We start from the raw sequence: 17,704 nt of genomic DNA on the forward strand, positions 1-17,704 counted from the left end.
AGCAACCTGTGCGGAAACCCGTGCTGTTGCTGATAAGAATTATGTGAGAAGGAGCTGGGAGACCTCGTCGGCGGTCAGCGTCGGCCCGAGGTGCGGTCCCTGCCCGCCGGTCACGCCCAGCTCGGCCAGCCGCGCCGCCTCGAACGGTGTGCGCACGCCGTCCGCGTGCAGCGGCACGTCGAGGATCGAAGCCCACCGCAGCAGCGTCACCGACGCGCTCTCCTCGACCCGGTTCGCGTCCTCGGCCAGGCCGTGCACCACGGCGCCGGCGAACTTCACGCCGCTCAACGGGATCAGCCGCAGCCGGTCGATACCGCCGTTGACCTCGTCGAGCACCAGCCCGGTGCCGCGTTCGGCGAGGATGGTCAGCTCTTCCAGCTGCTCGTCGGTCAGCGCGGCGGGCAGGCGTTCGTTCAGCTCGAAGCGCAGCTGCGTCGCGGGCAGCCCGGTGCGTTCCAGCACCCGTGCCACCTCGGCCACCAGCTCCGGTTCCTGGCACAGCCGCAGCGGCAGGTCGATCGTCAGCACCGGCGCCTGCGCGCCCAGCTCCGCGTACCAGCGCCCGGCCTGCCCGCAGGCCTCCTCCAGCGCCCAGCGCACCAGCCGCACGATCATGCCGTTCTCGGAGCTCTGGTCCACGAACGTGTCCGGGCACAGCAGGCCGTGCACCGGGTGGTCCCAGACGATCTTCGCTTCGAGCGCGAGCACCGAGCCGTCGGCCAGCGAGCGGACCGGCAGGTAGTCGACCCGGAACCGGCCCTCCTCCAGCGCGCCGGGGATCGACGCGGCCAGCGCGTACCGCTCCTTGTCGCGCAGGTCGCGTTCGCGGTCGTACAACGCCCACTGCGCCTTGCCGTCGCGCTTGGCCCAGCCGACCGTCACGTCCGCGGCCCGCAGCAGGTCCGCCGCGTCACCGCCGCGCGCCGCCCGTGCCACGACACCGACGCTGCACGTGACGCCCACGCCGTGCGCGCCGATCCAGGTCGGCTCCTCCAGCCGTGCGGTGAACTCCTCGACCAGCGCGACCACGCCCGCCACGTCCCGCGGGTCCTTGATCAGCACGCCGAACTCGTCCTCGCCGATCCGCGCGACCTTGCCGACCCCGTCGAACACCGCCCGCAGGTGCGCGGCGACGCCCATCAGCACCCGGTTGCCCGCCTCGTGGCCGAACGCGTCGTTCACGCCGCGGAACCCATCGACGTCGACCTGCACGAGCGCGAGGGCCTCGGGACCCTTCGTGCCGGCCGCGCCCTCCAGCCAGCCGAGGAACTGCGCCCGGTTCGGCAGGCCGGTCTGCATGTCGTTGAGGCTCTGCCGGACGAGCTGCGTCTGGAGCGCGCGCATCTCGTTCATGTTCTCGATCATCGTGACGAAATACGGCGGCGACTCGTCGTTCTCTCGCACCAGCGAGATCGCCATGTGCGTCTGGATCGTCTCGCCGTCGCTGCGCACCATCCGCTTCTCGACCACGACGTGGTCGAGCTCGGTCTGCAGCAGCCGCTGGCCGATCTCGCGCAGCGCCGCGCGGTCGTCCGGGTGGGCCAGCTCGCGGCCGGTCATCCCGAGCAGCTCGTCGCGCTGGTAGCCCAGCATGGTCTGCGCGGCCTCGTTGACGTCCGCCACGAGGCCGTCGAGGTTCACGACCACGATCGGGAACGCGGAACCGCGGAAGATCGCCCGGAACTTCGCCTCGCTCGCCCGCACGGCGCTCTCCGCGCGGTGCATCGCGTTGAGCGCGGCCGTGCGCGTGAGCTCCTGCTGGTCGAGGGTGCGGTCGCGCAGGCCCTCCGCGAAGCCGGCGGCCAGCGCGCCGAGCTGCGCCGGGGTCACGGGCGTGTGCTCGCCGAGGTGGGTGAGCGTCAGCTCCAGCGTGGTCGAGGAGATCAGGTCGTTCGCCACCATGGAGCGCCCGATCCGGCGGGCGTCGTCGACATCACCGGTGAGCAACCGCTCGACGTACCCGCCGAGCAGTCGCACGAGCTTCTCGCGCGTGAGGTTCGCGAGAAGGGTGGTGGAGATCGCCGCCGCCCAGCGAGCGGCGGGCTCTCGGCTGTCGACCGTGTTCATTCCGCTCAGGTGGCCATTCGTGGGGACCGGTGTGATCTGGTGATCGATCGTCGGGCGCCGATCGACACGCCGCGCAACCCACTTCCGTCGGATTCGGTCGAACGGGTGAAGCTTCGTTCATCACCACTACCGGGCGTGGGTCCGACGTGCAAGCTTACTGATCACTTGGAGCGTGTCCAACTGAACCGCGAGTTTCGGTCGGAGTACCGCGAATTCACTCGTTCGAACTAACGAAATCATCCGAGCGGCTTTTCGAACGCCAGGTGGCTCATTGTCAGGGGGTCTGTCGCAAGATCGAACAACGGTGTGTAACCGGTCGCCAGGTACAGCCCCTTCGCCTCCGGCTGGAGCGGCCCGGTCGTGAGGTAGATCCGCCGGTAGCCGAACGCCAGCGCCTCGTTCTCCAGCTCCACCAGCACCCGGCGCGCGAGCCCGCGCCTGCGGTGCCGCTCGTGCGTCCAGATCCGCTTCAGCTCGGCGGTCTCGTCGTCGAACCGCTTGAACGCGCCGCCCGCGACCGCCTCACCGGCCTCGACCAGCAGCAGGAACTGCCCGTTCGGCGGCTCGAACACGTCCGCCGGCCGTTGCATCTCCTCGGCACCAGACGGCCCGTACCGCGTCGTGTACTCGTGCGTCAGCCCGGCCACCAACGGCGCCGCGTCCGGGTCCCACTGCCGGACGCGGCGCACTTCGAGGGTGGTCATGCGGCCTTGGCCCGATCACGCTTCGCGACCTCTTCGCGCACCAGCGGGATGACGTACCGGCCGAAGTCGATGGCGTCGCCGAGCAGGTCGTAGCCGCGCGCCGACAGGATGTCCACGCCCAGGTCGTAGTAGTCGAGCAACGCCTGCGCGACCGTCTCCGGCGTGCCCACCAGCGCGTTCGAGTTGCCCGCGCCACCGGTGGCCTTCGCGGTGGGCGTCCACAGTGCGCGGTCGAACCGCTCACCGCGCTCGGCGACCGCGAGCAGCCGCTGCGACCCGGTGTTCTCCGGGCTCGTCAGCGAGTGCCTGCGGCTGAGCGGGCCGCCGGCCTTGCGGGCCTCGATGCGCGCGACCGTGCGGTGCGCCTTCTCCCACGCCAGCTCCTCGGTCGGCGCGATGATCGGCCGGAACGCCACCTGGATCCGCGGCACGTCGGTGCGGCCCGCGTCCTTCGCGGCCTGCTTGACCGCCTCGATCTGCTGCGCGGTCTCGGCCAGCGGCTCACCCCACAGGCAGAAGATGTCCGCTTCCGCCCCGCCCGCGGCGTAGGCGGCGGGGGAGGAGCCGCCGAACGACACGTTCGGCCGCGGCTGCTGCACCGGGAACACGTCGCTCACGAAGTCGGCGAAGCGGTAGTGCTCGCCCTCGTGGTCGAACGCCTCCCGGCTCGTCCAGGCCTTCTTGACGATCCGGATGTACTCGCGGGTCCGGCCGTAGCGCTCGTCCTTGGTCAGGTAGTCGCCCTCGCGCTGCTGCTCGTGGTCGGTGCCGCCGGTGATGAAGTGCACGGTCAGCCGGCCGTCGCTGATCTGGTCGAGCGTCGCGAACGTCTTGGCCGCGAACGTCGGGTAGGACACGTTCGGCCGGTGCGCCAGCAGGATCTGCAGCCGGTCGAGCTTGCTCGCCAGGTAGGCCGCCGCGGCCGCCGGTTCCGGCGCACCCGAGCCGTACGCGAACAGCACCCGGTCCCAGCCGTGGTCCTCGTGCGCCCGCGCGAGCCTGATCGTGTAGTCCTTGTCGAACGCGAGGCCGTCGCGCGGTGTCGTCTCCGACCCGTTGTTCGTGGCGGCGATCCCGAGAAACTCAACTGGCATGGCCGATTCCCCAGAGCTGGTAGTGGTTTCCTGAGCACGCGTTGAGGGAGACGCCCTTCGAGACAAGCACCGCGGCCGGTGATCGGCAACGGTGTCCACAGAGCGGGATTTGCTTGCACACGCGGGGTACCGTGGTGGTGTTCGCGTTGAGGGGCGCGGTCTGCATCTCGTTGCCCTTCAACGGAAAGACGCGCATGCGCTCACTCGTCGTCATCGGCGGCGGCCCCCGTGCCGCCGGCCTGCTCGAACGCATCGCCGCCCACGCCCCGGCGCTGGAGCTGGTCGTGCACGTGGTCGACCCGTTCCCCGCCGGAGCCGGCCGGGTGTGGCGGCACGCCCAGTCACCGTTGCTGCGGATGAACTCCATGGCCGAGGACGTGACGGTGTTCACCGACGCGAGCTTCACCGGGCTCGGCCCCGTGCGGGAGGGTCCGTCGCTGGCGCAGTGGGGTGACGTCGACCCGACCTCGTTCCCGTCGCGGCAGGTGCAGAGCGGCTACCTGGAGTGGTTCTTCCGGCACGCCGTCGCGTCGTTGCCGTCCAACGTCACCGTGCGGGAGCACCGGGCGCGGGCGGTGCGGGTCACCGGCCGCACCGTCGACCTGGACGACGGGTCGTCGCTGTCCGCCGACGTGCTCGTGCTCGCACTCGGGCACCTCGACGCCGAACCCGAACCCGAGCACCGCAAGCTCGCCGAGCACGCGTCGGCCCACGGCCTGGTCTACGTGCCGCCGCTGTACTCGGCCGACGCCGACCTGTCCGAGGTGACCGGCGACGTGCTGCTGCGCGGGTTCGGGCTGGCGTTCATCGACCTCATGGTGCTGCTGACCGAGGGCCGCGGCGGCCGGTTCACCGGCTCCGGCGCCGATCTCCGTTACGTGCCCTCGGGTGCGGAACCGCGGCTGTTCGTGGGATCGCGGCGCGGTGTGCCGTACCACTCGAAGACCGGCTACCGGTTGCAGGGCGAACGCCCGGTGCTGCCGCGGTTCTTCACGGCCGCGGCGCTGGAGGGCAGGAGCTGGGACTTCCGCACCGACGTCTGGCCGTTGATCGCCAAGGAGGTCGCCTGGGGCCACTACCACGAGCTCGGCACCGGTCACCCCGACCGGCTGCGGCTGCCGTTCGCGCAGTTCGCTGCCGCCTTCGCCGCCCTGCCCTGGTACAGCAGGGAGATGCGCGAGCTGGAGGCCCGTGCCGTCCCCGATCCGGCCGACCGCATCGACTTCGAACGCCTGGACCGCCCGCTGGCCGGCGTGACCTTCGAGACCGGCGAGGAGCTCCAGGAGCACCTGCGCTCCTACATCGCCGCCGACGTGGCCCGCCGCTCCGACCCCCGGCACAGCGCGGACCTGGGCGCGTTCCTGGCGCTGCTCTCGGTCTACGGCCAGCTCCCCGACGTGCGGCTGCGCGACGCCGACCCGTGGTGGCACGGCTACTTCAGCTACCTCGCGTCCGGCCCGCCACCCGACCGGCTGGAGGAGCTGCTCGCCCTGTCGCGGGCGGGGATCGTGCGCTTCGTGGGGGCCGACATGTGGGTCGAGGCCGTCGACGGCGCGTTCCTCGCGGGCAGCGCGACCACGCCGGAGGTGGTGCGCGCCAACGGTCTGGTGGAGGCCCGCCTGCCCGGCCACACCCTGTCCCGCACGGCCGACCCGGTGCTGAAGTCGTTGCGCGCCAACGGTGCCGTGTCCGAAGACGGCGATGGCTTCGTGCGGGTGACGGCGGAGGGCCGGCTGATCGGCGAGGACGGCGCGGTGGACCCGGCCCGGTTCGCCGTCGGTCCCTACGCCGCGGGCCGCACGTTCGCGGCGTTCGCACGGCCCAACACGAACGCGCCGGCGTTCCGGCAGAACGACGTGATCGCGCGGACCGTGCTGCGGCAGCTAGGCGACTGACGTGTAGCGCCCCTGGTGCCGCACCAGGGGCGCGGCGAGGTCGGAGTGCGTGATGCCCAGCGGTTCCCCGACCAGCGCCACGTGGTCACCGACCACGATCCGCCGTGACGTCCGGCAGCGCAGCCGCACCGGCGCGTCCAGCAGCCACGGCACGCCGTCGTCGTCCGCCCTCCACCGCGTGCCCGCGCCGAACCGGTCGACACCCTTGGTGGCGAACAGATCCGCGAGGCCGGTCTGGGACGCGTCGAGCAGGTGCACGGCGAACAGCGGTGCCGTCCTCAGCACCGGCCACACCGAGGCGCCCTCGCCGATCCACACCACGACCAGCGGCGGCTCGAACGACGCCGACGTGAACGAGCTGACCGTCGTTCCGACCGGCCCGGCCGATCCCTGGGCCGTCACGATCGTGACGGCCTGCGCGTGGTGGCGCAACGCGGTGCGCAGCTGCTCCTTCACCGGACCAGCGCCTTCAGCACGTCCGAGTCCAGTGCGAAGTCGGCGGGCTGCGCGGGAAGCGCGTTCTCGTTGAGGAACAACGCCTGCGGCACCAGCGCGCCGAGCTCGGTCAGCACCGGCCGCAGGTGCACCTCGACGGCCAGCGCGTGCCGGTCCGACGCCGCGATCTGCAACGGCAGCACGACCTTGCCGCGCAACCACCCCGACGGTGCCTGGTCCAGCACCGCCTTCAGCAGCCCGGTGTAGGCGGCCTTGTACGTCGGTGTCGCCACCACGAGCACCTCGGCCGCACCCAGCTCCGTCAGCGCCGCCTTGACCGCGTCGGCGTCGGTGAACACCGCGGGCGCCAGCACGGCGGCGTCGACCACCGGCCCGTCGACGGGCACGCCCAGCACGCCCGCCAGTGCCTCGCGGAGGGTGAGCGCCGCCTGCAACGTGCGCGAGGCGGGCCGCGGGTTGCCGGCCAGAACACCGATCTGCGTCATGCCCTCAGCACAGCCGCAAGCCGGGGGACCGTCAACCCGCGTCCACCACGCGGGATCGGTTGCGCCGCTACGACACCGCGTCCGCCGCGGCCCGGCCGGCCACGCGTCCGGAGAAGATGCAGCCGCCGAGGAACGTCCCCTCCAGCGCGCGGTACCCGTGCACGCCACCGCCGCCGAACCCGGCCGCCTCGCCCGCCGCGTAGAGCCCCGGCAACGGCTGCCCGTCCTCGCCGAGCACCCGCGACGACAGGTCGGTGTGCAGGCCGCCCAGCGTCTTGCGGGTGATCACCGACAGCCGCACGGCGATCAGCGGTCCCGCCTTGGGGTCGAGCAGCCGGTGCGGCTCGACCACGCGGATCAGCTTGTCGGTCAGGAAGTGCCGGGCCGCGCGGATCGCGTTGACCTGCATGTCCTTGCCCAGCCCCGAGGTCACCTGCCGGTCGCGCTCGACGATGACCTTCTCCAGCGCCGCGGCGTCGATGCGCGAGTCGCCGGTCAGCGCGTTCATGCCGCGCGCCAGGTCCGCGACCGTGCCGGCCTGGATGAACTCCTTGGAGCGCTTGGCGAACTCCTCGACCGGCGCCACCGCACCGGGCAGCGCGCGCTTGAGCACCGCGCGGGTGTCCCTGCCGGTCAGGTCCGGGTTCTGCTCGGAGCCCGACAGCGCGAACTCCTTGCCGATGATCTTCTTGTTCAGCACGAACCACGAGTGCTCGTGGCCGTGGGAGGTGATGTGCTGCAACGCTCCCAGCGCGTCGAAGCCGGGGAACAGCGGGATCGGCAGCCGCTTGCCGTCCGCGTCGAGCCACAGCGGCGACGGGCCGGGCAGGATGCGGATGCCGTGCCGCGACCACACCGGCGCGTAGTTCGCGATGCCCTCGGGGTAGTGCCACATGCGGTCGGCGTTGATGATCGCGCCGCCGGCCTTCTGGGTGATCTCCAGCAGGTGCCCGTCGACGAAGTCCGGCACACCCGCGAGCATGAACTTCGGCGGCGTGCCCATCCGCTCCGGCCAGTTGCGCCGCACGAGGTCGTGGTTGCCGCCGATGCCACCGGACGTGACGACGACGGCCTGGGCGGACAGCGAGAAGTCACCGACGACCGTCCGCGACGACGGCTGCGCGCGTTCCACCGACGACGGCTCCAGCACCTCGCCGGACACGCCGTCGCACACGCCGTTCGTGACCGACAGCCCGGTCACCCGGTGGCGGAACCGCAGCGTCACGAGTCCTTTCGCGACACCCTCGCGCACCCGGCGCTCGAACGGCTCCACCACGCCCGGCCCGGTGCCCCAGGTGACGTGGAAGCGCGGCACCGAGTTGCCGTGCCCGTCGGACAGGTAGCCGCCGCGCTCCGCCCACTGCACGAACGGGAACCAGCGCATCCCCATGCCGTGCAGCCACGAGCGCTTCTCGCCGGCGGCGAAGTCCACATAGGCCTGCGCCCACAGCCGCGGCCAGTGGTCGCTGTCCCGGTCGAACGCCGCGGAGCCCAGCCAGTCCTGCAGCGCCAGGTCGTGGGAGTCCTTGACCCGCAGCCGGCGCTGCTCGGGGCTGTCGACCAGGAACAACCCGCCGAACGACCACCACGCCTGACCGCCGATCGACGCCTCCGGCTCCTGGTCGAGGAGGATGACCTTGCGCCCCGCGTCGGCGAGCTCCGCTGTCGCGACGAGACCAGCGAGGCCCGCGCCGACGACGATGACATCCGCGTCATGTGCCATCGGGCGAGTCTAGATCCACCGCTGGTGGGGCACGAGACCTGAATCAAGTTCACTTTATGGTGGGGTAGGACGATGAGCTTCCGGCCGGCTTCCGAAGTCGGTTTCACCACGAAGAGCACGCGTTTCGTCGCGCCGGGGTCGGTGACGAACGGCGAGTTCGGCCTGTTCGAGTGGCGGATGGGCCCGCGTCAGCCCGGTGCCCGCCCGCACGCGTTCCGCAACGACTCCGACGCCGACGTTCGCATGCTGATCCTCTTCTCGCCCGGCATCGCGCGCGAGAACTTCTTCCTGGAGGTCGGCGCGGCCAAGGACCTGTCACCGGAAGACCTGAAAGCGTTTTACGAACGGCACGACCAGTACAACCTGTGAAGTGCGGTGCCCTGGGGGGAAGGGCACCGCACTTTCCGGATGCCGCCGACCGCCACTACCGGTGAGGGGGGTTTCCGGTGTGCCGGCCGACGGCGGGTTGACCGCGGCGCGAGCGCACAACGCCTGCGGAAAGGCTTTTCCGGCCTGGGGGTGCCGGATCGCCCTGGCGCGGACTCAAGCGTCCGCGGCCAACCACATTGTTGAACGTACAACCGGGGGCACGTGTTCCGGTCGCGTTTCAATGTGACCGGGCTCAAATCCTTCAGGTTCCCTTCAGGTTGTTCGCGGGTACGTCACCGGATGTGACTGCAGAACTTCCGACGATCACGGACGTCGCCGAGCTGGTGGGCCTGCTCGGTGACGACGTCTACGTGCGCTGGTCCAAGGGCCCGGACGCGGACGCCGCCTCGACCTCCCGCGACTCGCTGACCGGGGTCGAGCTGCCGGGCCTGTCGGCCAGCCCGCTGCGCGTGGAGCCCTGGTGGGGGGACCGCCCGCGCGAGCTGTGGGTCGCTCGCCGGCTGTACGACTACCGCCACCTGCGCGACCTGCGCGGGGCGGACGTGCGGGCCTGGGTGCTGCGCGGCGAGGAGGTCGGCCGGGGCCCGGACAACGAGCCGCTGGTGCGCTGCCAGGAGCCCGTGGCGTGGGTCGACGACAGCGTGCTCACGGCCTGTGAGGCCCTCGTCGCCGCTCAGCGTTCACCCGAATGGGGCCCGTTGGACCGGTCTAGCTCAGGTCGTTGAGCCGTTTCTCCGCAGCCTTGCGCGCCTTTTCGGCCGCCGCCGTGACCCGCTTGGCGTCCTCCAGTCGTTCCGCCGCCCGGTCGAACGCCCGTTGCGCCGCCAGCTGGTCGGCCTGCGCCTCCCCGAGGGTCTGCTCCGCCTCGTCCAGCGCCTGCTGGGCCTCCGCGCGCTTGCGCTCCTGCCGCTCCCGCCGCTTGCGGGCCAGCGCGTCCTCACCGTCGTCCTGAGCGGGCTCCGGCACGGGCACCGCGAACCCGAACCCCGAGTACTCCAGCCCCTTCGTCAGGTGCCCTTCGCGCACCTGCTCGGCCGACTCCGGGTCCGACATGGCCGCGGTGAGCGTGTTGCGCACCTGCGTGACCGCGTCGTCGGTGATCGGCCCGGTCAGCTCCAGGGTCCGGTAGACCAGCGCCTCCAGCAGCTCCTTGCGCTTGCGTCCCAGCTCCCGCATGGTCAGCTGCGCCGTGGACAGCCCCAGCGCCTCCCGCAGCGCCGGTGGGGCGTCCCGCACCAGCCGGTTCACCGCCCACGCGCCCACCGTGGGCTTGCGCAGGTCGGCGATGGCCTTCGCGAGGTCCTTGTCGTCCGCCTGCTTGGCCGCGGCGTTCCTGGCCGCGGTGAACTCCTTCGGCGTCAGCCCGTAGAGCTCGTCGGCGACCGGCTTGAGGTCCATGGCGGCAAGGTAGCGCTTGATCAGCCGTCAGTCGTGCCGAACGACCCGACGCCGTGCCCCGCCGCATGAACCGGGCGAATCCGGTACACCTGGAGGGGAGATGCACACCAGGTGGAGATGGGTTCTCTTCGGGCTCGGCGCCGCGGTCGCCGCGTGCGGACCGGTCGCTGCGGCGGGCGGCCCGTGGTACGGCTACGTCTTCGGCGGCCTGTGGTTCCTCATGGGCGCAACCGTCGCGTGGCGCAGCTTCGGCATGGGCACGAAGCTCACCGAGCAGGGCATCCAGTCGCACGGCATCGACCACGTCAGCGCCATCCAGTGGTGCGACGTGCAGGCGATCGAACCGGAGCGCAGGCGCAACCTGGTCGTGTTCCACACCATCGCGCCCGCGGTGCAGGCGGCGGGCCGGAAACGCGCGCTGTCCGAGCTGTCGTTGCTGTCGGTCAAGAAGGACGCCGTGCCCGAACGGACCCTCAAGCAGATCGCCGAGCTCGAAAAGGCGCTCGCCGAACACCGCGCCGGTTGCACGGCGTGCGGAGCGCAGCCGAAAGCGCCGGAACAGCGGGGCCTGGTGGCCCGACTCCGCCGCGCGATTTCTCGGAAACAACATCGCTCCGCGCGGTGATCCCGTTACACGCCAAGCGCATTCACCGTTGACAGACGCTTGACATTCCCCTCCATCAGCTCTTGACTAAAAGGCATCTGCTCGTTCCACGGCTGAAATGAAACGCGCAGCACCTCAAGCGTGCCACCGCAAGACGCCGAACAGTCCAATGTGGAACTCGACAATGCTCCACTGAACCTATTGCCCACCGCTGTGGGAAGAGATGTGCTTCCACACACTCTTTACCCCACGAAGGGCACATGCGCCGTGAAGAACTGGAGACGCCGCACCGGAACGGTCTTGTTGACCGCGGTGCTGGGCACTGCCGGGCTCGGCTTCGCCGCCACCCCCGCTGCCACCGCGCAGCAGCAGAACCCGACGACCGAGGCTCCCAAGCAGCTCGACAAGACCGACCGCGAGCTGGTCGACAAGGCCGCCGCCGAGGGCAAGCCGACGGTCGACCTGCTGGTCGCCGCCGAGAACGGCAAGACCGACGCCGCCGTCAGCGAGCTGAAGGCGCTCGGCGCCACGGTCCAGAAGACCGAGAAGGACGTCGACTACGTCAAGGTGACCATCCCGCGTGACAACGCGGAGAAGGCCGCCAAGCTGGCGTCCGTCAGCACGGTGGACGTCGACGGGCTGATCCAGCTCGACGACCCGCGGCCGCAGGGCATGGAGCAGCCGGCCCCGCAGAAGGCACCGGACGCGTCGACCCCGCGCACCAACCCGTACATGCCGACGCAGGACACGCAGGCGGCGCAGTTCGCCACCGCGCACCCGAAGTGGGACGGCCGCGGCACCACGATCGCCGTGATCGACTCGGGCATCGACCTCGACACGCCCTCGCTGCAGACGACCAGCACCGGTGAGCGCAAGATCATCGACTGGTACAACGCGAACGCCACGAACTCCGGCGACGGCACCTGGGTCACCATGACCAAGACCGGCCGCGTCGGCAAGTTCACCGACGGCGGCCGCGAGTGGACCGCGCCCGCGACCGGCGGCCCGTACTCGTTCGGCCTCTTCCGCGAGACGGCGCAGGACCTCGGCACCGCGGCCAGTGAGACCGGCGGCGACATCAACCGCGACGGCGACCGCGCCGACGCGTTCGGTGTCATCCAGGACATCACGACGAAGGAAGTCTTCGTCGACACCGACGGCGACGGCGACTTCACCAACAACGCCCGCATGATCGACTACAAGGTCAAGAAGGACGTCGGCTACTTCGGCACCGACAACCCCGCGACCCCCGTCGTCGACCGCGTCGCGTTCGTCGTGCAGACCGACCGCTCGGTCTACGACAACGCGGGCACGCCGTACGTCAACCTCGGCATCGCGGGCGCCGCGCACGGCACCCACGTCGCCGGCATCACCTCGGCGCACAAGCTGTTCGACGGCAAGATGGCCGGTGCCGCGCCCGGTGCGAAGCTGATGGCCATCAAGGCCTGCCTCTCCACCCCGTCGTGCACCAGCTCCGGCCTCATCGACGGTGTCCTCTACGCCGCGCGCAACGGCGCCGACGTCGTGAACATCTCCATCGGTGGCCTCCCGGCGCTCAACGACGGCAACAACGCGCGCGCCGAGCTCTACAACCGCACCATCAACGAGTACAACGTCCAGCTGTTCATCTCGGCGGGCAACTCGGGTGCGGGCGCGAACACCGTCGGTGACCCCTCGGTCGCGACGGACGCCGTGAGCGTCGGCTCGTACATCACCAAGGAGACCTGGCTCTCCAACTACGGCTCGAAGACCGAGCAGAAGCAGGGCCTGCACGGCTTCTCGTCGCGCGGTCCCGCCGAGGACGGCGGCTTCAAGCCGAACATCATCGCCCCCGGCTCGGCGATCTCCACCACGCCGCGCTGGCAGGCCCCCGGTCCCGTGGCGGGCACCTACGCCCTCCCGGCCGGCTACGCGATGTTCAACGGCACCTCGATGGCCGCCCCGCAGGCGACCGGTGCCGCCGCGCTGCTCGTGAGCGCCTACAAGGCCGAGCACAACGGTGAGCGTCCGACCAGCGCCGAGCTGCGGTACGCGATCCAGCGCAGCGCCACGTTCGTCAAGACCCTCGGCGCCTACGAGCAGGGCGCAGGCCTGTTCAACACCAACGCCGCGTGGTCCCTGCTGGACAAGCACGGCAAGCCGAACAAGCTCAAGGTCTCCGTGCCGGTCAACACCGTCCTCAGCGGACTGCTGGCCACCCCGAACGTCGGTGTCGGCATCCACGACCGCGAGGGCGTGACCGTCGGCCAGGAGTACACCCGCGTCTACACCCTCACCCGCACCACCGGTGAGGACCACGTCGAGGGCTGGCGCGTCACCTGGAAGGGCGACGACGGCACGTTCCGCGCCGACGGCTGGGTGTTCCTGCCGCTGAACACGCCGGTGCAGTTCCCGGTCACGGTCAAGGCCAAGACCGCAGGCGTGCACAGCGCCGTGCTGCAGCTCGACGACGTGGAGACCCCCGGCGTCGACGTGCAGACCCTGAACACCGTGTTCGCGGCACAGAAGTTCAGCGCCGCCAACAAGTTCGCGGTCACCAAGTCGGGCACCATCGCCCGCAACCAGTCGACCAGCCTCTTCGTGGACGTGCCCAAGGGCACGAGCGCGCTGAAGGTCGACATGACCGCCGGTGGCACCGAGGCCGGCAAGGGCCAGGTCCGCTTCCTGCGCTACACCCCGCAGGGCGTCGGCTTCGACTCCAACACCTCGACGAACTGCTACAACCCGGACGCGGGCGCCGGCTGTGCCGGTGGCAGCCCCACCAGCCGCACGGTGACCAACCCGATGGCCGGTGTCTGGGAGATCGTCGTCGAGGCCCGCCGCACGTCCGACGCCGACGTGGCGCCGTACTCGGTGACCGCCTCCGTGCTGGGCACGTCGATCAGCCCGAACCCGGACGTCATCGCGTCCGCGGCCCTCGGCACGCCGGTGCAGCGCAGCTACACCGTCACGAACACGCAGGCCGTGTTCAACGGCCGCCTCGCCGCCGGTGCGGTGGGCAGCGCGAAGCAGGACCGCCCGACGATCGCCAACCTGGAGACCAAGTTCTACGACATCCAGGTCCAGCCGGGCTCGTCGCAGCTCACGGCCACCATCGGCAACACCGCCGACCTGGCCGCCGACCTCGACCTGACCGTGCTGAACTGCACCACGGGCACGTGCGTGGCCGCCGGTTCGTCGGCGGACGCGGACTCCGAGGAGTCGGTGACGCTCGCCAACCCGGCCGCCGGTCTGTGGCGCGTCCAGGTCGACGGCTACTCGGTGCCCTCGGGCACCACGGCGTACGACTACTTCGACGTCTACACCTCGGCCGCGCTGGGCACGCTCACCGTGTCCGACAGCAACGCCGACCGCGCCGCCGGTGCGTCGTGGAACGCCACGGGCGTCATCACGCCGCTCAGCCAGCCGGGTGCCGGCCGCGTCCTGCGCGGTGAGCTCGAGGTGCGCACGGCGGACGAGAACGTCGTCGGCCGCGGTGCCGTGATCGTCCAGTCGGTCAGCTGACACACCGCTGAACGACCAGGGAAGCCCCAGGACCCACGTGGTCCTGGGGCTTCCTACGGTTCGGGGAGCCGGTTGCCGAGCGGTTCGTCCACATCCACTTTGGACACACCGGTGATCCGGTACGCGTCCTCCACCTTGTCGACCGGCATCTCGGCCCGCAGGTAACCGATCCTGGGATCACGCGCCTCGACGGCCGCGCCCAGCGCCACCAGCGCCCGCTCGACCTCCTCGTCGCGTCCCGGCTGCACGGAGATCATCAGTGGCACGGTGGGGTGGCCGTCGCGCTTCGCCTGCTCGATCCGGTTCTTGTCCGGCACTGCTGAGGACACGGTCGGCACCTCCGCCAACGACACGGCTGGAACCCCGTTCGTACCACAGCCACCGAGAGCCAGCGCGCAAAACGCGACGGCGAGCGGTCTTCTCATGTGCCTAGGACGGAACGGCCTCCGCGAGCGGTTGCATCCGCGTCTCGGGCACCACGAACATCATCACGACCACCGCCGCCACCACCAGCACGCCGATCACCGCGAACGTCCAGGCCAGCCCCAGCAACGGCCACAGCAGCGCTCCGAACAGGACCGGCACGAACCCCGCCCCGACCCGGCTGACCGTCGACGCCCAGCCGAACCCGCTGGCCCGCAGGTGCGTCGGGTAGAGCTCCGGCGCGAACGCGTACAGCGCCGGGACCGTAACCTGGATCAGCATCCCGAAGACCGTGATCCACGTCTTCGCGGCCCCGCCCACGTCGAGCTGCACCGCGAACAGCACCAGCGCGGCCGCCGCCAGCGGGGCGCTGACCGCGATCACCCACTTGCGCCCGAACACGTCCACGAGCCACGCGCTGACCAGCGCGCTCACGATGCCCACCGCCACCGTCAGCGTCGTGACCATGAACGCCGCGTACGTGCCGTAGCCCTGCGCCTTCAGGATCGTCGGCAGCCACGTGACGGCGCCGTAGTAGAGCAGGAACACCGCGAGGAACAGCACCCACAGCGCCGCCGTGCGCTTCGGGTCGTACCGCCAGATGTCCTTGAGCTGCGTGACCATCGCCCTGGCCGACAGCCGCTGCACCTGCTGCGGCTCCGGCAGCCGCCACTCCTCGCGCGGCGCGCCCGTCCTCGCGACGAGGTCGTCGACGACCTTCTTGGCCTCCGCCGGCTTGCCCTTGGCCACGAGGAACATCGGCGACTCGGGCACCGCCCGCCGGATCCAGAACAGCAGCAGTGCCGGCAGCACCATCGTGAGCATCAGCACCCGCCAGCTGCCCAGCCCGGTCAGGAACGCCGCCGTGAGCCCGCACAGCGTCGCCCCGAGCGGCCAGAACGCGTCCATCGCCGCCAGCACCCGCCCCCGCACCTTCGCCGGCGTGAACTCGCCGACCAGCGCATAGTCGACCGGGATGCACCCGCCGAGCCCCACCCCGGCCAGGAACCGGAACACGCAGAACGTGACGAAGTCCGGCGACGCCGCGCCCGCGACCGTGAACACGGAGAACATCAGGATGGTGAGGCTGAACGCCTTCTTGCGGCCGATGGTGTCCGCGACCGCACCCCACGCGAACGCCCCGACCGCCATGCCGATCAGGTTCGCCGTGCCGACCCAGCCCCGTTCGGCCAGGCTGAGCCCCCACTCGGCGCTGACCAGCGGGATCAGGAAGGCGTTGAGCGTCACGTCCCACGCGTCGAACAGGAACCCGAGCCCGCCGATCACGAAGATCGTGCCCTGCGCGCGCCACCGCCACGGCAGCCCCTGAACGACCTGGTCACCGGTTTTCATGCGTCCAGTGTGGTGGATCTCCCCGCGGTGGTCGCGCCGGATTCACCGTGTTTTCGTCAGCGCCGTGCAGCTTGGGGCATCGCGGACGCTACTTGGGCCCCGCAAACGCTTGCTCCCGCTGCGCGCCGTCCAGGCTCTCCCCGAACACCCGCGCGTCGGTGTGCTGGTCGCTCTGCGGCCGCACCCGCTTGACCCCGCTGACCGCACGGGTCCTGATCTGCGGCAACGCACTGTCGTGCTGCCGCTGCACCCAGTCGACCAGGTGCTCCCGCACCAGGCACCGCAGGTCCCAGAGCTTGCCCGCGTCCGCCGCACTGACCAGCGCCCTGACCCGCACGAACCCCTGCGTGGCCTGGGTGACCTGCAACACCGACACCCGCCCGTCCCACAGGTCGCTGCCCTCCAGCATGGACCGCATCTCGTGCCGCATCGCCTCGACCGGCACCGTCCAGTCCAGGTCCATCTCCACGGTGCCGAGCAACGCCGACTGCGTCCGCGTCCAGTTCTCGAACGGCGTCTTCAAGAAGTACGAGGTCGGCAACACCAGCCGCCGGTCGTCCCACAGGTGCAGCACCACGTACGTCAACGTGATGTCCTCGACCCGCCCCCACTCACCTTCGACCACCACGACGTCATCGAGCCGCACCGCATCGCTGAACGCGATCTGCAACCCCGAGATCAGGTTGCCCAGCAACGACTGCGCCGAGAACGCCGCCACCGCACCGATCACAGCCGCCGACGCCAGCACCGTCGACCCCACGGCCCGCGCACCGGGGAACGTCATGAGGATCGCCCCCACCGCCAGCACCCCGATGACCACCAGCACCAGCCGCCTGACCAGCGTGATCTGCGTGTGCACCCGCCGCGCGTGCCGGTTGTCCGTGACATCGGTCCGAATCCGCGACAGCGAGACGTCCACAAGGGTGCTGATGAACGCCGACAGCAACCACGCCCCGGCCAGGATCAACGCGATCCCCAACGCGTGCAGCGTGATGGGAGCGTCAACGGGGTAGACGCTCAGGCTTATCTGCGCGGCCAGCAACGCCCCGAACAACTGCCCAGGCCGGTACATCTTGCCGCTGTGCGTGAACCGGCGCACCAACCGGTGCACCACCTCCACCACCAGCAACGCGAAGACCACCGAACAGCCGAGCACAACGAACAGCACTACTACTCCTCCTCCTGTTCCGATTCGGTTACCCGGCGGCCCGCGACGGGGACACCATGAGCCATCTCACTCGGACGGGTGAACGTTGTCCGGATCTGGCCGTGGGGGCGTCTGTTGGTTGTCCGGAAGGGAGGGTGCTGATCGTCCGCAATAGAAGGAAACGCGGGTGGGGCGCGGCGAGTGGCTGGGACGCGGCTTCCGTCGGCCCGTGGTGGCTCGGGATGGTGTCGGCTGCCGGTCGTGGTAGGTGGCGGTGCCGGGAGGTGGATGGGCCGTGCGGGCCTGGCTGTCGCGCCCGCGCGCCGTGGCCGCCCAGGCGCCGCGGCACGCCCGCGCGCAGGGCCTGCCCACGTGCCGTGCCTGCCCACGTGCCGTGCCTGCCCACGTGCCGTGCCTGCCCACGTGCCGTGCCTGCCCACGTGCCGTGCCTGCCCACGTGC

15 protein-coding genes are annotated in these 17,704 nt (G+C 70.6%); 5 read left to right on the plus strand and 10 right to left on the minus strand.

The features are described from left to right. Positions 1–39: 39 nt before the first annotated feature. The 3 genes from ADL03_RS37460 to ADL03_RS37470 form a co-directional block, all read right to left on the minus strand. Positions 40–2,067: an EAL domain-containing protein gene (locus ADL03_RS37460; protein ID WP_053738372.1), complete on the minus strand. Its 2,028-nt coding sequence runs from the start codon at positions 2,065–2,067 to the stop codon at positions 40–42. Positions 2,068–2,303: 236 nt separating this feature from the next. Then, positions 2,304–2,771: a GNAT family N-acetyltransferase gene (locus tag ADL03_RS37465; protein WP_053738373.1), complete on the minus strand. Its 468-nt coding sequence runs from the start codon at positions 2,769–2,771 to the stop codon at positions 2,304–2,306. After that, the gene (locus tag ADL03_RS37470) at positions 2,768–3,865 is read right to left on the minus strand and encodes an LLM class flavin-dependent oxidoreductase (protein WP_053738374.1); all 1,098 of its coding nucleotides are present in this window, start codon (positions 3,863–3,865) and stop codon (positions 2,768–2,770) included. Before ADL03_RS37470 ends, ADL03_RS37465 begins: the two co-directional genes overlap by 4 nt. 194 nt (positions 3,866–4,059) lie before the next feature. Between ADL03_RS37470 and ADL03_RS37475 the strand changes: the two genes are divergently transcribed. Then, positions 4,060–5,760 carry an FAD/NAD(P)-binding domain-containing protein gene (locus tag ADL03_RS37475; RefSeq protein WP_053738389.1) on the plus strand — a complete coding sequence of 567 codons (1,701 nt, stop codon included), beginning with the start codon at positions 4,060–4,062 and terminating at the stop codon, positions 5,758–5,760. Here ADL03_RS37475 and ADL03_RS37480 read toward each other — a convergent pair. The 3 genes from ADL03_RS37480 to ADL03_RS37490 all read right to left on the minus strand — a co-directional run bounded on the left by ADL03_RS37480 (position 5,749) and on the right by ADL03_RS37490 (position 8,424). Next, positions 5,749–6,216 (minus strand): flavin reductase family protein, encoded by a 468-nt coding sequence (locus ADL03_RS37480; protein ID WP_053738375.1) that lies wholly within the window; start codon positions 6,214–6,216, stop codon positions 5,749–5,751. The two genes, ADL03_RS37475 and ADL03_RS37480, sit on opposite strands and share 12 nt — an antisense overlap. Then, the gene (locus ADL03_RS37485; RefSeq protein ID WP_053738376.1) at positions 6,213–6,701 is read right to left on the minus strand and encodes an NADPH-dependent FMN reductase; all 489 of its coding nucleotides are present in this window, start codon (positions 6,699–6,701) and stop codon (positions 6,213–6,215) included. The genes ADL03_RS37480 and ADL03_RS37485 overlap by 4 nt, the downstream gene beginning before the upstream one ends. A gap of 67 nt (positions 6,702–6,768) precedes the next feature. Continuing rightward, entirely contained in the window at positions 6,769–8,424 is a 1,656-nt protein-coding gene (locus ADL03_RS37490; RefSeq protein ID WP_053738377.1) for an FAD-binding dehydrogenase, read from the minus strand. A 72-nt stretch (positions 8,425–8,496) separates the two neighbouring features. Between ADL03_RS37490 and ADL03_RS37495 the strand changes: the two genes are divergently transcribed. Both ADL03_RS37495 and ADL03_RS37500 read left to right on the plus strand, forming a co-directional pair. Next, positions 8,497–8,793: a hypothetical protein gene (locus ADL03_RS37495; protein ID WP_053738378.1), complete on the plus strand. Its 297-nt coding sequence runs from the start codon at positions 8,497–8,499 to the stop codon at positions 8,791–8,793. Between the two features lie 302 nt (positions 8,794–9,095). Then, positions 9,096–9,539, plus strand: coding sequence for a DUF6098 family protein (locus ADL03_RS37500; RefSeq protein WP_082373809.1), 444 nt, complete (start codon positions 9,096–9,098; stop codon positions 9,537–9,539). On the opposite strand, the gene ADL03_RS37505 is transcribed toward ADL03_RS37500, so the two are convergent. Then, positions 9,523–10,212, minus strand: a complete 690-nt coding sequence (locus tag ADL03_RS37505) for a hypothetical protein (protein WP_053738380.1) — start codon at positions 10,210–10,212, stop codon at positions 9,523–9,525. The genes ADL03_RS37500 and ADL03_RS37505 overlap by 17 nt on opposite strands. Positions 10,213–10,312: 100 nt before the next feature. Between ADL03_RS37505 and ADL03_RS37510 the strand changes: the two genes are divergently transcribed. Both ADL03_RS37510 and ADL03_RS37515 read left to right on the plus strand, forming a co-directional pair. Then, on the plus strand, positions 10,313–10,837 hold the full coding sequence (locus ADL03_RS37510; RefSeq protein WP_053738381.1) for a hypothetical protein: 525 nt from the start codon (positions 10,313–10,315) through the stop codon (positions 10,835–10,837). Between the two features lie 246 nt (positions 10,838–11,083). Then, complete coding sequence (locus ADL03_RS37515; RefSeq protein ID WP_053738382.1) at positions 11,084–14,320, plus strand: S8 family serine peptidase; 3,237 nt, start codon at positions 11,084–11,086, stop codon at positions 14,318–14,320. A gap of 53 nt (positions 14,321–14,373) precedes the next feature. On the opposite strand, the gene ADL03_RS37520 is transcribed toward ADL03_RS37515, so the two are convergent. From ADL03_RS37520 to ADL03_RS37530, 3 genes are all read right to left on the minus strand, one after another. Continuing rightward, the gene (locus ADL03_RS37520) at positions 14,374–14,649 is read right to left on the minus strand and encodes a hypothetical protein (RefSeq protein WP_157529635.1); all 276 of its coding nucleotides are present in this window, start codon (positions 14,647–14,649) and stop codon (positions 14,374–14,376) included. A gap of 100 nt (positions 14,650–14,749) precedes the next feature. Then, positions 14,750–16,096 (minus strand): MFS transporter, encoded by a 1,347-nt coding sequence (locus ADL03_RS37525; protein WP_053738384.1) that lies wholly within the window; start codon positions 16,094–16,096, stop codon positions 14,750–14,752. 88 nt (positions 16,097–16,184) lie between these two features. Then, on the minus strand, positions 16,185–17,264 hold the full coding sequence (locus ADL03_RS37530; RefSeq protein ID WP_197288990.1) for a mechanosensitive ion channel family protein: 1,080 nt from the start codon (positions 17,262–17,264) through the stop codon (positions 16,185–16,187). Positions 17,265–17,704: the final 440 nt, after the last annotated feature.

The organism is Nocardia sp. NRRL S-836 (assembly GCF_001279525.1).
In the GTDB taxonomy this organism is placed as follows: Bacteria; Actinomycetota; Actinomycetes; order Mycobacteriales; family Pseudonocardiaceae; genus Lentzea.

Excerpts from the sequence above, each read along its gene's own strand:
- ADL03_RS37460 (WP_053738372.1), bottom strand. The coding sequence starts at position 2,067 with ATGAACACGGTCGACAGCCGAGAGCCCGCCGCTCGCTGGGCGGCGGCG.
- ADL03_RS37465 (WP_053738373.1), bottom strand. The coding sequence starts at position 2,771 with ATGACCACCCTCGAAGTGCGCCGCGTCCGGCAGTGGGACCCGGACGCG.
- ADL03_RS37470 (WP_053738374.1), bottom strand. The coding sequence starts at position 3,865 with ATGCCAGTTGAGTTTCTCGGGATCGCCGCCACGAACAACGGGTCGGAG.
- ADL03_RS37475 (WP_053738389.1), top strand. The coding sequence starts at position 4,060 with ATGCGCTCACTCGTCGTCATCGGCGGCGGCCCCCGTGCCGCCGGCCTG.
- ADL03_RS37485 (WP_053738376.1), bottom strand. The coding sequence starts at position 6,701 with ATGACGCAGATCGGTGTTCTGGCCGGCAACCCGCGGCCCGCCTCGCGC.
- ADL03_RS37490 (WP_053738377.1), bottom strand. The coding sequence starts at position 8,424 with ATGGCACATGACGCGGATGTCATCGTCGTCGGCGCGGGCCTCGCTGGT.
- ADL03_RS37495 (WP_053738378.1), top strand. The coding sequence starts at position 8,497 with ATGAGCTTCCGGCCGGCTTCCGAAGTCGGTTTCACCACGAAGAGCACG.
- ADL03_RS37505 (WP_053738380.1), bottom strand. The coding sequence starts at position 10,212 with ATGGACCTCAAGCCGGTCGCCGACGAGCTCTACGGGCTGACGCCGAAG.
- ADL03_RS37510 (WP_053738381.1), top strand. The coding sequence starts at position 10,313 with ATGCACACCAGGTGGAGATGGGTTCTCTTCGGGCTCGGCGCCGCGGTC.
- ADL03_RS37525 (WP_053738384.1), bottom strand. The coding sequence starts at position 16,096 with ATGAAAACCGGTGACCAGGTCGTTCAGGGGCTGCCGTGGCGGTGGCGC.